This window comes from Collinsella sp. AF39-11AT (assembly GCF_003474585.1).
GTDB lineage: Bacteria > Actinomycetota > Coriobacteriia > Coriobacteriales > Coriobacteriaceae > Collinsella.
In genome coordinates, this window is sequence record NZ_QROG01000012.1 from 16,396 (window position 1) to 29,342 (window position 12,947).

Sequence of the window (12,947 nt, forward strand, 5' to 3'; positions counted from 1 at the left end):
AATTCACCTCAATGCTTGGGTAATTGCGCTCTGATCAACTTCGTAATCAGAGCAGTAGCCAAGGTCGATTTTATATGTAACAGCCTTAACTCCAGGCGGACACGAACTGGAAACGATTCGCGGAAATCCATCCTTAACTTCATATGTTTCAGTTACGCCCTCGCTCCACAAGGTGTGGGAATAATCGTCTTCCGGAAAATACCCGGCATCCGACAGCTTCTCCTGAAAGTGCGCCAAATCCAATGGGCTGTCGAAGAGCATTTGAACATCGTTGACGACATCGGTAAGGCTGAATGCCGCTTTATCTTCATCCGTAGCGCTGTTCAACTCAACGACATATAAGAAGAGCCTTTCACTTTCGTTGGTGTTCAATTGCTCTTCTGACGATATTCCAATTTCCGAATTCGACGACCCTCGTTTGCTTTTCACCTCGACGAAAATCTGCCCGTAACCGAAATCGCGCTTAGAGCGTTCTGGCCCTGTCCAGCCACTCAAGGCATTCGACGGCTCGTAAATGGCAGCGGAAACCCGTTTAAGAAAAAGCAGCTCGCCGATAAGCCCTTTTTGTTGCTCGGCTGTGAGGGGACCACGCCCGGGCCTGAGAAACGAAGCCCATTTCTCGAGCCTCATGAAGGTCATCTTCCTCATCGCAACGGTGGGGGCTTTCTGCACCGAGTCGGCAATATCAAGACATAAGCGGAGAAATTGGGCTTTCATTTCCTGGTCTTGGAGCTCAAGCAGTATGGAGCGCTCCGATTCAATGTCTCGAATAGAGATGTTCTTAAACTTGGGAGGCTCCGGTGCCCCCGTCTCGCTGCTGTCATATTCGACAAGAAAAGCAGGGTGATTAGAGCGCCCCTTTGCCCAATAAATCCTTTTTGCATCGGGATTGACATCGGGTGCGACCATTCTCGTGTTGTAGTCGCCCCTTCCACGCGATCTAGGCAGCTCTTCCCACGGATTATCGCTAGTCGTCTTCATAATCATCATCGCTATCTTCGGGTTCCGGCATCATGTTCTCCAGTGCCACAGAATTAAAAACGTAAGTGACTGGTCGCGTTTGCTTATCGGTGTGCGGAAAACTGATGCTCCAGCCGAAAACGCATTCCTGAGCATCCCAGCTCTTCCACCAGGAAGGAGCTTCTTTTCCGGCCTCCTTCTTTTCTTTAATTTTGATTTCTCCAAATCGCATGCAAATCGGATGCAAAACCAGCAATGGCCGCCTCCTTATTTGACGATAATAGAGATCAGAACAGTTTTTCGCCTTGTCGCCGCTATGGTCTGCAGCATATCGTTCTTCCGCCATTTTCCTTTCTTCCGCACTTAAGCCAGCGGCCTCAACTCCACGACTGGATAAACGATGTTTCTCTCCGACAACAACGACATCATTGTTCGAAGCGCTACCGGGATATCTTTGCTCCATGCTGACCGTTCCATCAACAGGCAAATCGATTGGATCATTTGATCGAGAGCCATGTGCCAAGAGAACGTCCCATTCCTTCAGCTCGCCATCAAGCAGCCGTTCGTTGACGTAGCTTAGGATTGGAGCTTTTTGAGACTTTGGCGAAAGGCCATCTTCATTTTCATAGGCTTCTAGAAAAGCGGTAACAAACTTGACCGGAACCCCCTTATAAAGATATCTATAAGAGCCCCCGTCTTTGAAGTCCGCATACCCCTTTATTGCGCTAAGAAGGTCCCTGCATGCCGCCTCGTTATCGGCAACTATCTCCGCGTCCCTGTCAAATGCAATCGTTTCAACGAATCCCTCGTTTAAATCGATGGGGGCCTTTTCCTTTTGCCCGGCACCCATCTTATTTCTCGCGGTAACGGTCAGGGCATCAGGGCTCTGGCGTATTTTCAAAACGTAATTCTTTGGAGTGCGCTTAACTTGGCGCATGCTCCTTAGTTGATCGAACAGATTCTCCGTCGAATCGGCAACGTATTTGTACCAGCCCGCCGCCTCGTCGGTCATCCATACACGACAAAGATCCTCATACTGAGGCCTATATCCAAACCAACGAGCCATCTGCATCAGCGCATCATATGCTCTGGCGTTTCGCGAATAGTAAGAGACCGTTAACCCTTCAAGGGTTAAACCACGAGAAAGCCTATATCCGCCAACCGCGATAACTCGCTCGTTCCTGTTCTCATAGTCCAGAGCATCTCCTGAGTCTGTATTGATGCTCAGAACATGATAATCCGGGTCGTAGAGACGTGGCTGTATTTCGCTCCAGCCAAAACCGCAGCCTGCATATTCCAGCTCCCAAGTAGCTTTCAAATCCTTTAGGTGCGGAGAAGCCTCAAGCGCCTCCTCCGGGTTTAAGGCCCCATAGGATTTCGCCGCCGTATTCAGGTCGTTAAGGTAATCCTCAACTAGATTCCGCATGCAATTCTGCGGTTTCTTATAGGGAGATACATTGACCATCATCGTTGAATGGAAATTAGTGCCAAAACGAAGTGTCTTTATCGTCGTCGCCAATACAAAAGTACGAATTGCCGCCTTTAGACTAAGGGGAAGCATAAAGGGCTCAAAGCTACTTTTATGTTTTGCAGGAAGGACATCGTCCGCATCGTCAATGAAACGCAAGTGCTTGTGAGTAGGCTCGTCGTAATCTCCGAATACCTTTTTGGCACCGAAGTAGTCAGAGGACTCCTCAAGCGTATAAATAAAGTTGCTCGGGAAAAGGTCCTTGCCATACTCATCGCTGTCAACGCTAGGGTCGATCAAAACGTTAGCAAATGGCGTAGCAGTGTAGCCAACATAGCAGGCCTTATTGAATAGGTTAAGCAGGTTTCTTATCTGCCCATTGATTTTGGTCGGTTCATTCTCTCGCTTTTCGAGCTTGTATTTTCCGTTAATCGAAGCATTATCCGCTTCATCGTCAATGAGCAACAGAGGTTGATCCTGGCTATTGCTGGCATCCAGCCATTCAATTACCTGCTGGAGAGACTTACTATTCTTCTTAACAACAAACAAAAAAGGTTCGTTTGTTTGCGTCGGCTGGATGCACCTTAAAGCCTTAGCTCGTTCTGTACTAAAGTCTGCTTCTCTCGAGGTACAGGCAATTGGTCGTCGGGCTTGACTCCCCTTGCCAACGCCAACCGGTTCGACTGTGCTGTTCTCAATGTTAAAACCTGTAAAACCATCTTCAAGACGAGCTTGCGTCTGATTTCGCAGGACATTATGCACGCCGGCCATGACGATAATGATTCGATATCCCGCGTCGGCGGCGCGGGATATCAGCCCAATATAATTTGCAGTTTTTCCCGATTGAACGGATGCGACTACGAGGCCGCGTCTTGTAAAAGAGCCGCACTCTAAAGGATCGGCCATTAAGTCAAGGATGTTGCGACTGTCCCTATCTATCGACTTAACCGCGGCGGGCGCCCATTTCTTATCGCGCACCAAGTATCGCCTATAGCGATTCCAGTAGAACCATTCGATCGAGTCTTCTGCTTCACTCAACCAGGGATGGCTATCCTCATCCTTAAACTCAAAGCCAAGCTTTTTCTTAATCGTAAGCTCGCTACAATACTTCTCAACAAGCCTACGGACGATATCATCCTTGTCGCATTGTTTAGATACAGGGAAAATTCCGGCGAATGCAGTGTAGAACTGCGAATAGGTATCCGCAACATCCGCCTCTTCGGGAACGCCGTCATCGTTCTCTAGTTTATCTCTGGCGGAGTTGTCAATGTAATTGATGAACTGCTCTAGTGTGGCGTCCATTTAGCACTCCTCGATTCCCAAAATGGCAAGTACTTCATTCCAACGTGTGGCGAACAAGTCAACTGACCTCATAGTGGAGAGGATGTCATCCTCATCCTTCCCCATTTGTTTTAATGAGCCAAAGAAAGTGAGAACAGCATTACAAAAGTCATCGTCTTTCATCTCCTCAAAGCAAACTGACCCTTCGTTGTTCGACAGTTCGTAAAAAAGAGATTCCGTTGGGAATGACGATTCGACCAGCGAAAGAACAGTCTTGAAAGCAGCCCTCTGATCATCATCAAGAGATGAATTGAAGCTATCAAGAATTGGGTTTTTGCGATTAATGCAATAAAGGGTCTTGTCTCCAGTTTTTATCGCATTCCAAGCCGGATATACCTCAGGCCTCGTTAACCTAGCGCCGCGACGACGATAAACTCTTTTTGAAGGCGCACCAATATGAGCAATCAATTGTTTGATACTCGCCCTTACTTCTTCCGGAAGCTGAGCGGACACTTTCTTAACGTCAATTTTCCATGCTTCATCTTGGTTAACATCAATATCAATCTTCACGCGGCACAACTGGGTGAGAGCGGTTTTCTTGGCAATCCCAAACCAAGTTCCATGCAGTATCAAGCGCTTCGCGCGATAGAGAAAGACTCCCTGATTCTTTAAGTAACCGCCAGGAAGAGCAAACTTTTCATACTCTGCATCTGAAGCATAATTTGACCTATGCGGAAGAGTAAACGCCTGCATCGTAACGCCGGGACAAACATTTTCGACAGGCGATGGTTGCGTCGCCTGATTGCTAACATTAAATGGATCGATGGGGTCAAGCGTGCGATTATTCACATTGACCTTAATGCGCTTGAGCCCACGTTCTCCCGCTAAGTAACGATGAAATACAAGAGAGAGGTAATCTTGAGCCTCACTTATAATTCTGTCGTAATTGGCTTTTCCGGATCCATTTACCCCGGTTAGACGATCAAGTTTTTCCCATAGAACAAGCGTACCCGTCTCGTTCATCTCTCCAATAAACGGAATGGAGTCCGTTCTTTTCTGTTCCAAAACTGTCCATTTGTTTTCACTGGCAACAAGATCGAGATCCCACGTGAAGGCATTCACTTCACCGTTTTTCTTTGACACAACCGTCAGCCTTCTGCATTGTGAAAATGAAGCGGTTTTTAACCCGAGACCAAAACGCCCGAGATCGTTCAAATTCCGCTTGCACCTCGGATCAGTGCTACCGAGCCTCATGGCATGCATTAACTCATCTCTGCCAAGCCCCTCACCGTCATCAATGATTGCAATTCTGAAGTCATCAGAAGGAATAGCAAGGATTGAGATATTCCTTGCCCTCGCGGTAATAGAATTGTCAACAATATCAGCTAGTGCACTATTAAACGAATACCCAATATCTCTTAGGCTTTCAATTAAAATCCTCGGTTCGGGCTCAAGCTGCATCGATTCCATCCAAAGCCAATCTTACTAGCATCATAATCGATAAGTATAGCAGCGGCCATTAATCAATTATCACTTACCGGCACCCAAATCATGCGAACGGTAGCGCTACCGGCAATAACGTGACAGTCGCAGCACGATTATTCACGTTTCGGCGCTCATTTAAAACTGCCTTGCGGCATTCCTAACAGCCATCTTCAATGCGGCAGGCGTTTTGTACTTCACCATGTCCTCTGTTTCACATTACCCGTTCAGTACCATCAGCAAAGGCATCATCAGTCCGCGCCGCTTGGCGGTTTTAGAGTTCTCCTTTACGAATTCTTTCAGCCGCTGTATATCGAGCCCTCGCCCAAGCGCATCGTTATAGGCATCGATAATTAATGAGGGGTCCTCGCAATCGAGGCAAAGATCGACAAGCGTGCGCTCGGGCTTGGTTACCGGCAGGCCGTCGAGCCAAACGATATCCCGCTCGGCAATCTCGCGCTTTACAAAAGAAAGGGAATCGTTTCTCGTATTGATGCGCATGGGCGCGGTCATCCTGTAGGGGGGACAGATGGAAATCGCCCATTTGCTGCAGGTTCGCCGCAGTCGTACCGCTCACGGCGATGCCATCCCACTGGCGTTTTCTCTCCCACGCGCACAGGGAGGGATTGGTGAGCTTCCAAAGAGCGTTGAGCTCGTCGGTGTCTCGGCGCTGCGCGCCCGACATCCGGTAGGCACCGTGGCATATCCGCTCAAGACGCCCCACGCGGCATGAGTGCGCCAGCGCATCTCGAGAAATGTCCATGCGAGCCGCCTGAGCCGTGGTGAACACGCCCTCGCTCTCGGAAAGCTCGCTTATCGCCGTTATGTTGCTAAAGTACTTCATGTTGCATTTGTAGGATATTTTCATACTTTTGCAACGTGATTTGCATAACGCACAGGCGCAGTGCCTTGCTTAATCTGTTCCTGCCGCAGCGCTGTCGTTGAGAGGCCATCATTTTCCTCCCCTGGGACCATGCTGGCACCCCTAGCCGCTACGACCGCAGGCATGCCTATAATGAGACATGTTTCCTGATGAGAAAGGAATCCAGATATGGACGAAGCCAAGCTCGCCGATTTGAACCACATCCAGGACTTTTTCAACCGTGTCGATAGCGTGCGCAACAGTGCATCCCCGACCAAAAAGTTTCATATCGATCATCCAATAGGAATAGGCGTCAAGAACTTCATTGGATGGTGCAACGATTCCTGCGAGATCGGTTCCGAAAGCAGTAATAGCGCAGACGATGCCGAGACGTTGGGCGAAGCCATAGTCGCTCTGAATCAGCTTGACAACAGTGAGCTCGCTGCAATGGAAGCCGCTCTCAGGGAAGACGTATGGGGCGATTGGTGTGGAACCGAATGGAGACAAGCGAAGCAGGCAAAAAGACTCGGACCGACAATTAACATAATGAAAAATCACCCGGAAAACGCGGCCTTCTATCTTGTGCTCAGACACCGCACCGATAAGCAAAAGCATTACCGCTTTTATTTTGACGACGATACAATTGCAGAAGTCGATGCCTTCAAGCCCTTTACCGACAGCGCGCATGACAATTTAAATCAGCAATGGCATGTGCTCATCTCCGTGCTCGCATACCTCGATGTCGCTCACGCTTTAAGCAGTGATCAGCACGAATACCATTGCCTGTATCAACATTTTAAATCGCGGGACATGGGCGATTTAAGTGCATTGCATCTACAGTTATTGTGTTCCCCTAACCAGCCTGAAAACAGGCGCATCAAGCTACAGCTTGTTAAACCGAAGACGGCCCCAAAGCCCTGGACAATAACATATCGCTCGGAAGCGATGAATGGTTGGCTTAAGGAAGCACTGCGTAGGTTGGCAGACAAATAATCGCCCGTCAACCTACTCCAGCCCTTGCCCGCTGTACTTCCCTGTCTCTGAGTCGTAGTTCAGCACGACGACCTCACCGTGCTGAACTACGTTCCCGTCAATGTAGAAATGGCTGGCTCCGTCATACCAGATACCGCGGTAGCCTGCGATGCCCGAAGCCGCTTCGGTATTGATGTGCCCGGCGATAACATCCAGGTAGAACTTACGCCCCACGTAATCGGGCGGCATCATGGTAAACGACTCGGCAGACGTGCCCATCTTCCAATACTCCCCGGCATCCTCTTCAATACCGGCGTGCACAAAAACCTGGCCGAAGGGGCTCTCGTAAAAATAAGGGAGCTTGCGGACCCACGCGATGATGTCCGCATGCTCGGCCTTCATGCTCTCGACCGTAAAGGCGTACGCTTCCTCGAACTCCCTGAGCCTCAACAGATGCTTAACGTGCTTGAATGCCTCGGCATCTAAGAAGCTCTTAGCCGTTGCCAGATTGCTGTCGGCAAGTATCCATGCCTGCGTGAAATTGGGATCGTTCACCTCGTCAATGTACTCAAGGAACATCCCCTCATGGTTGCCACGCAGTGCCACGACGCGATCGCCGTAACGTTTTTGCAGGTCCATGATGAGCTCAAAGACGCCAAGCGAATCGGGGCCTCGATCGCAGTAATCGCCAAGTAAGACCAGCTTGAAGTCCTGGGCATCGAGGTCGATGGTGGATAGCGATGCCTTAAAGGCGTCCAAACACCCGTGAATGTCACTCATAGCGTAGATATGCACCTATGACCCCCTGTTTGCGTCGGGACCCCGCTCGTTTGCGCCATACGGCACGGCGACCCCTCTGATTTCGCGGGCGGCAGGCAACTTTGCCCCGTCACGCCCTTAACGTTGGTAATAAGTATATCTCGCCGTGCGGACACAAATTTACCCTTACGCCCCGGGCGCCCGGCCCGCACTTGCCTCAAAGACTGCCTGTGCCCACACCACCCAAAAACTCATCCAGCATTAATCTTGGCTCAAGAATCGCTTAATCTATAACCTGCACTATAGAGTTCGACCAAGGGCGGGGCGGCGCCGCGCGACGCAGGCCGCCGAACGCAACGCTCGCGCCCGAGCAGATCGCCTGGCGTCGCGCCCATCGAACGAAAGGACAGGTCATGGACGACCTCGAAAAAGTTGAAACCATCCGCACCAAGTGCAACGTGAGCTACACCGACGCCAAGGCGGCGCTCGACGCCGCCGACGGCAACGTTCTGGATGCCATCATTTGGCTCGAGTCGCAGGGCAAGACCCAGACCACGTCGGCGCATGCCGCCACCGAGTCCGCGCCAGTCGATGAGCCCTCTGCCGAGATGGTCGCCGCGCAGGCAGCCTACGAAAAGTCGAGCGAAAAGACCGACTTCTCCAAGAAGATGGACAGCGCGTGGGAGTACCTCAAAAAGCTCTTCCGCCTGAGTCTGGACACCAAGTTTATCGCCACGCGCCGCGATGCGATCATCCTCAACATCCCCATCCTGATTCCCATCGTCGCGCTGTTTGCCTGGGGCGCCACGATATGGCTGATGCTGATTGGCCTGTTCTTTGGCATGCGCTACCGCATCGACAGCGACGGCGACGTGCCCGGCAGCATCAACAACCTTATGGATAGCGCTGCTAACGCTGCGGACGACATCAAGCAAAATCTCAACGACGACAAGTAATCGCAGACGGGGGCACGCATGGCACGGATCCTGATCGTAGAGGACGAGGAGAAAATCGCCCGCTTTGTGACGCTCGAGCTGGAGCACGAAGGCTACCAGGTGGAACACGCCGCCGATGGCCGCACTGCCGTGGACCTGGCGCTGGAGCGCGACTACGATCTGATTCTGCTCGACGTACTGTTGCCGCAGCTCAACGGCATGGAGGTCTTGCGACGTGTCCGCAAGCACAAGGATGTGCCGGTGATTATGGTCACCGCGCGCGATGCCGTGATGGACAAGGTGGCTGGGCTCGATGCCGGCGCCGACGATTACCTGACCAAGCCGTTTGCGATTGAGGAGCTGTTCGCACGGATCCGCGTGGCACTGAAGCGCTCGGAAGCCGTGCGAGCGGCTTCGGGCGTTGGCGGCGCCAGCGCCGGGGCTGGCGTAGCGAGCGGCACGGCCGCCGGTATCGCCACAATGTCCCCGGCAACCGACACGGCCCAGACCGCTGCCGCGCCCTCCCCCGCCGCGCTCACCGTGGGTTCGGTCGCGCTCGATCCCGACCGCCGCGAAGTCACGGTCGGCGGCTCGCCCATCGCGCTCACGGCCCGCGAGTTCGACGTCCTCGCCCTGCTTATGACGCATGCCGAAACCGTGCTCACGCGCGAGCGCATCGCGCACGAGGCGCTGGGCTACGAATACGTGGGCGACACCAACAACGTCGACGTGCACATCGCGCACCTGCGCGCCAAGATCGAGGACGCCGGCGGCGCCCGCATCATCCAGACCGTGCGCGGGGTGGGCTATGTCTGCCGTGCGTAACGCCGAGGTCAAGCGCGTCACCTCCATCGCCCGCGCCATCAACTGGAGCTATATGTGGCGCCGCTTGATGAGCCACATCTGGCTCGACCTGTTACTGTTGGTTATTGCGGCGGCGATCCTCGTCTATGGATACAACCAGACGCTGCCCGATGGCGCGTTTACCGCGGGATGGATCCCCGGCGCCGCCGTTCGCAGCATGTCGCTGACGCCCGCGCGCGGCTGGGACCTGACAACGCTCACCTATACCGTCGAGCTTGCGCGTACCACCAAGACTTTCCCCCTCGCGCAGGACCTCGTCACGCTATGGCCTCTCTACCTTGTCGTTGTGGGTTGGCAGGTCATCAGCGTGCTCAACATGCTCGGCGGCGCCCGCCGCGTGCGCCGCACCATGGCGCCGCTCAACGATCTGGCCCTGCGCGTGGACGAACTCGGCCGCATGCAGCTCTCCGGCGGCAAGATGGAAACGCTGGAGCAGGCCATCGAGCGCGCAAGCGTCGACTCGCCGAGCGTCACCACCGGCGACGCCGACCTGGCAAGCATCGAGGTCGCGCTCAACCGCCTGCTGCGCCAGATGCAAGAGGCCAAGCTGCAGCAGATGCGCTTTGTCAACGACGCGAGCCACGAGCTGCGCACGCCCATCGCGGTGATTCAGGGCTACGTGAACATGCTCGACCGCTGGGGCAAAGACGACCCGGACGTGCTGGCAGAATCCATCGCGTCCCTCAAGGCCGAAAGCGAGCACATGCAAGAGCTCGTGGAACAGCTGCTGTTTTTGGCACGCGGCGATGCCGGGCGCACGGTCCTGCGGCGTGCGCATACCAACCTGGCCGCACTGGTCGGCGAGGTATGCGAGGAATCGCAGATGATCGATACCGAGCACACGTATCGGCTGGCGTACGACACCACGCTTGCCAACGACCCGCGCTGCGACGCATCTGTCGACGTGGCGCTCGTGAAGCAGGCTCTGCGCGTGATCGTGCAGAACGCCGCCAAGTATTCGAACGCGGGCACGTCCATCAGATTTGGCGTAGTGCCGGATGCGGGCGCGGGCACGATCGACATAAGTGTTGAGGACGAGGGTATCGGCATGAACCAGGAATCCGCAGCTCACGCTTTTGAACGGTTCTACCGCGCCGACAACGCACGCGATGCCGGCGCGCAGGGCTCGGGTCTGGGGCTCGCCATTGCCAAGTGGATCGTCGACAGCCATGGCGGTGTCATCGGCGTGACCTCAGTCGAGGGCGTCGGCAGCCGCTTTACGATTCGCCTGCCGCGGTAGGGGCGTCTCTCACGAATCGAAGGTGAATGCTTTTCCGCGAAGTGAACGACCTATTTTGGACCCCCGAAGCATCCGCACTTTTTGGCGCCAAAACCGCAGGAAATACCTGACAAAACCGCAGGAAAGAGCGACGTAAAAGTGTCGATGCTTCAGGGGCTCGATTTCACTCGTTCACTTCGCGGAAAAGCATTCACCTTCGATTTACGGCAGCCCGTCAGTCACCCTCTCGGCATTAAAAATGGGGTAAGGCCACGTGGCCTTACCCCATTTTTCGTTAGCTATGGCAGCTTGTGCGCTACTCGCGGCACAGGTGCACGGCGAAGCCGGCGAACTCGCGCTTAAAGTACACGAGCTTAGTGCCGCCGTCGGGCAGCAGCACGCGCGACTCCTCGTTGACCTCGAGCCCGCGCTCGGCAAACCACTTCTCGGCCGCATCGATGTCGTTGACGGCAAAGCCGATGTGGCCCTTGGTGCCACGACCGTTCTGCTTCATGATCTCGACCAGCGAATCGTTAAAGTACGAAACGGGGGTCTCGATAACGGGCAGGCCCATCATCGTCGAGAACAGCTCCGCGATCTCCAAGGCGTCTGCCGGATCGGCAGCGTTAATGCCCACATGGGCAACGCGCATACCAAAGAGCTCGACCGGGTTGGCGTTCTGCTCACTCATGCAGTCAGCGCCTACTGAGCCATAACGTCGAGAACGGCCTTCTCGGCAGCAACGCGGTTCATGCCGGTCATGAAGGGCACGCCGCTCACGTACGGGCAGGTGAGGCCCTCAGGGGCAACGGTGGTGGCGATCAGCAGGTCGGCGCCCTCGTCGCAAGCGTCCTTGGCCTCGGAGATGGCGCACTGCACGATCTCATACTTGCCGGCATAACCGTTGGCGTCGAGCATGGTGGCGACTTTCTGGGCAACGAGCGTGGAAGTAGCAGCGCCAGCACCGCAAGCCAAAACGATTTTCTTCATAGGTAATGTCTCCCTTCATGGTTTACTTTAGGTAAGTGTACCGCAGCGAGCGATGGCACTCGGCCTCGATGAGCTTTTATGCCAGTTTGCTTGCGCGCTGCGTATAATACATCCAGTACGTGTTGTCATACCGCTCGCTTTATGAGCGACTAAGGACCCTAATATGCCCGATTCCCGCACACTCTGGACCGCCGTCGTTATCATCTGTATCGCCGTGTCGGTGTTCTTTAGCATCAAAAAACGCACCACGTTTAAGCGCCTGCAGCAGCTTATGGCTGCCAAGCAGTGGGACGAGTTCGATCGTTTGCTCGACGGCAAACTCACCAGCATGCTGTACCCGCGCTACAACCGCGACTACCTGCGTCTGAACTCCTATCTGCTGCGCGAGGACCACGAGCGCGCCAGCGAGATGTTCGACCTGCTGCTGGGACTCAACCTCCCCAAGATGCAGCGCGTCGACCTGGTCATTAAGGCCTTTAACTACTATGTTGGCCAGGAGGACCGCAAAAAGTCCAAAGAGCTGTTGCGCGAGATCAAGGGCTTTGAGGGCGGTCAAGCCGAGGCGGTTGCACACGAGTGTCAGCTGATGTACGACACGATGATCCTCAAGCGCCACAACGACATTCCCGAGTTGGAGCGCATGCTCGAGGATGTCGGCGACGACCCGGTCAAGCGCTGCCGCCTGGAGTACCTGCTGGCCCTGCAGTACAAGAACAAGGGCGACGAAGCCAAGTTCCAGGAGTTCCTGGAGAAGTCGGGGCAGCACTCGATGGCCGTCAACGCGTAACGGACGGCTTGTGCTAGACTTCTAGTCTCACGGGGGCGTGGCGGAATTGGCATACGCAGGAGACTTAAAATCTCTCGCCGCAAGGATTGTGGGTTCGAGTCCCACCGCCCCTACCATTTGGCTTTTACGGGCCCGTGCCCCATGGGGATGCGGGCTTGTTTCTTTTGGACGCCGGTGGGGCTCGAACCCGCGAGGGGGCGAGCGTCAAGCGGACGCGCAGCGTCCGTAGCGAGCCGGCGAGGGCGCCGACAGGCGGCCGAAGCCGGTGCGCATTTGCGCAGCAAATGCGCAGACGTCCCACCGCCCCTACCACGTATTGTCTACGAGCCCGTGTCCCCAAGGGATGCGGGCTCGTTTCTTTTAGGTGC

The 12,947-nt window shown here is 54.3% G+C and carries 13 protein-coding genes, 1 tRNA gene and 1 pseudogene; 7 read left to right on the top strand and 8 right to left on the bottom strand.

From position 1 onward, the window contains the following. Window positions 1-3 precede the first annotated feature (3 nt). The 4 genes from DW037_RS06340 to DW037_RS10770 all read right to left on the bottom strand — a co-directional run bounded on the left by DW037_RS06340 (window position 4) and on the right by DW037_RS10770 (window position 5,692). The gene (locus DW037_RS06340; RefSeq protein WP_117629955.1) at window positions 4-990 is read right to left on the bottom strand and encodes a PD-(D/E)XK motif protein; all 987 of its coding nucleotides are present in this window, start codon (window positions 988-990) and stop codon (window positions 4-6) included. After that, window positions 968-3,730: a Z1 domain-containing protein gene (locus DW037_RS06345; protein ID WP_117629956.1), complete on the bottom strand. Its 2,763-nt coding sequence runs from the start codon at window positions 3,728-3,730 to the stop codon at window positions 968-970. Before DW037_RS06345 ends, DW037_RS06340 begins: the two co-directional genes overlap by 23 nt. Continuing rightward, on the bottom strand, window positions 3,731-5,179 hold the full coding sequence (locus tag DW037_RS06350; RefSeq protein WP_117716262.1) for an ATP-binding protein: 1,449 nt from the start codon (window positions 5,177-5,179) through the stop codon (window positions 3,731-3,733). 231 nt (window positions 5,180-5,410) lie between these two features. Then, window positions 5,411-5,692, bottom strand: coding sequence for a hypothetical protein (locus DW037_RS10770; protein WP_233505715.1), 282 nt, complete (start codon window positions 5,690-5,692; stop codon window positions 5,411-5,413). A gap of 28 nt (window positions 5,693-5,720) precedes the next feature. Here DW037_RS10770 and DW037_RS10775 point away from each other — a divergent pair, with 28 nt between their 5' ends. Then, window positions 5,721-5,924: a hypothetical protein gene (locus DW037_RS10775; protein WP_233505716.1), complete on the top strand. Its 204-nt coding sequence runs from the start codon at window positions 5,721-5,723 to the stop codon at window positions 5,922-5,924. Window positions 5,925-5,936: 12 nt separating this feature from the next. Here the strand turns inward: DW037_RS10775 and DW037_RS10890 are convergent. Continuing rightward, a pseudogene (locus DW037_RS10890) lies at window positions 5,937-6,059 on the bottom strand (hypothetical protein); the annotation flags it as partial. A 183-nt stretch (window positions 6,060-6,242) separates the two neighbouring features. On the opposite strand from DW037_RS10890, the gene DW037_RS06360 reads away from it, so the two are divergent. Continuing rightward, window positions 6,243-7,046: a hypothetical protein gene (locus DW037_RS06360; protein WP_117629959.1), complete on the top strand. Its 804-nt coding sequence runs from the start codon at window positions 6,243-6,245 to the stop codon at window positions 7,044-7,046. A 12-nt stretch (window positions 7,047-7,058) separates the two neighbouring features. Here the strand turns inward: DW037_RS06360 and DW037_RS06365 are convergent, their stop codons facing one another. Next, the gene (locus tag DW037_RS06365) at window positions 7,059-7,820 is read right to left on the bottom strand and encodes a metallophosphoesterase (protein WP_117629960.1); all 762 of its coding nucleotides are present in this window, start codon (window positions 7,818-7,820) and stop codon (window positions 7,059-7,061) included. Window positions 7,821-8,197: 377 nt separating this feature from the next. Here DW037_RS06365 and DW037_RS06370 point away from each other — a divergent pair, with 377 nt between their 5' ends. Genes DW037_RS06370 through DW037_RS06380 form a run of 3 tightly spaced genes read left to right on the top strand, consistent with a single transcriptional unit; the run spans window position 8,198 to window position 10,823 of the window. Further along, window positions 8,198-8,740, top strand: a complete 543-nt coding sequence (locus DW037_RS06370; RefSeq protein WP_117629961.1) for a DUF4342 domain-containing protein — start codon at window positions 8,198-8,200, stop codon at window positions 8,738-8,740. Between the two features lie 18 nt (window positions 8,741-8,758). After that, complete coding sequence (locus DW037_RS06375; RefSeq protein ID WP_117629962.1) at window positions 8,759-9,544, top strand: response regulator transcription factor; 786 nt, start codon at window positions 8,759-8,761, stop codon at window positions 9,542-9,544. Beyond that, complete coding sequence (locus tag DW037_RS06380; protein ID WP_117629963.1) at window positions 9,528-10,823, top strand: cell wall metabolism sensor histidine kinase WalK; 1,296 nt, start codon at window positions 9,528-9,530, stop codon at window positions 10,821-10,823. The genes DW037_RS06375 and DW037_RS06380 overlap by 17 nt, the downstream gene beginning before the upstream one ends. 295 nt (window positions 10,824-11,118) lie before the next feature. Here the strand turns inward: DW037_RS06380 and DW037_RS06385 are convergent, their stop codons facing one another. Further along, window positions 11,119-11,493: a VOC family protein gene (locus DW037_RS06385; protein WP_117629964.1), complete on the bottom strand. Its 375-nt coding sequence runs from the start codon at window positions 11,491-11,493 to the stop codon at window positions 11,119-11,121. 11 nt (window positions 11,494-11,504) lie between these two features. Beyond that, complete coding sequence (locus DW037_RS06390) at window positions 11,505-11,792, bottom strand: PTS sugar transporter subunit IIB (RefSeq protein WP_055252380.1); 288 nt, start codon at window positions 11,790-11,792, stop codon at window positions 11,505-11,507. 163 nt (window positions 11,793-11,955) lie between these two features. On the opposite strand from DW037_RS06390, the gene DW037_RS06395 reads away from it, so the two are divergent. Together DW037_RS06395 and DW037_RS06400 are read left to right on the top strand one after the other, a co-directional pair. Next, window positions 11,956-12,579: a hypothetical protein gene (locus DW037_RS06395; RefSeq protein ID WP_117629965.1), complete on the top strand. Its 624-nt coding sequence runs from the start codon at window positions 11,956-11,958 to the stop codon at window positions 12,577-12,579. Window positions 12,580-12,610: 31 nt separating this feature from the next. Then, window positions 12,611-12,695 (top strand) — tRNA-Leu (locus DW037_RS06400). Window positions 12,696-12,947 lie beyond the last annotated feature (252 nt).

Coding starts and splice junctions, on each gene's coding strand:
- DW037_RS06345 (WP_117629956.1), bottom strand. CDS start 3,730: ATGGACGCCACACTAGAGCAGTTCATCAATTACATTGACAACTCCGCC.
- DW037_RS06360 (WP_117629959.1), top strand. CDS start 6,243: ATGGACGAAGCCAAGCTCGCCGATTTGAACCACATCCAGGACTTTTTC.
- DW037_RS06370 (WP_117629961.1), top strand. CDS start 8,198: ATGGACGACCTCGAAAAAGTTGAAACCATCCGCACCAAGTGCAACGTG.
- DW037_RS10775 (WP_233505716.1), top strand. CDS start 5,721: ATGGAAATCGCCCATTTGCTGCAGGTTCGCCGCAGTCGTACCGCTCAC.
- DW037_RS06380 (WP_117629963.1), top strand. CDS start 9,528: ATGTCTGCCGTGCGTAACGCCGAGGTCAAGCGCGTCACCTCCATCGCC.
- DW037_RS06390 (WP_055252380.1), bottom strand. CDS start 11,792: ATGAAGAAAATCGTTTTGGCTTGCGGTGCTGGCGCTGCTACTTCCACG.
- DW037_RS06375 (WP_117629962.1), top strand. CDS start 8,759: ATGGCACGGATCCTGATCGTAGAGGACGAGGAGAAAATCGCCCGCTTT.
- DW037_RS06350 (WP_117716262.1), bottom strand. CDS start 5,179: ATGGAATCGATGCAGCTTGAGCCCGAACCGAGGATTTTAATTGAAAGC.
- DW037_RS10770 (WP_233505715.1), bottom strand. CDS start 5,692: ATGCGCATCAATACGAGAAACGATTCCCTTTCTTTTGTAAAGCGCGAG.
- DW037_RS06385 (WP_117629964.1), bottom strand. CDS start 11,493: ATGAGTGAGCAGAACGCCAACCCGGTCGAGCTCTTTGGTATGCGCGTT.
- DW037_RS06340 (WP_117629955.1), bottom strand. CDS start 990: ATGATGATTATGAAGACGACTAGCGATAATCCGTGGGAAGAGCTGCCT.
- DW037_RS06395 (WP_117629965.1), top strand. CDS start 11,956: ATGCCCGATTCCCGCACACTCTGGACCGCCGTCGTTATCATCTGTATC.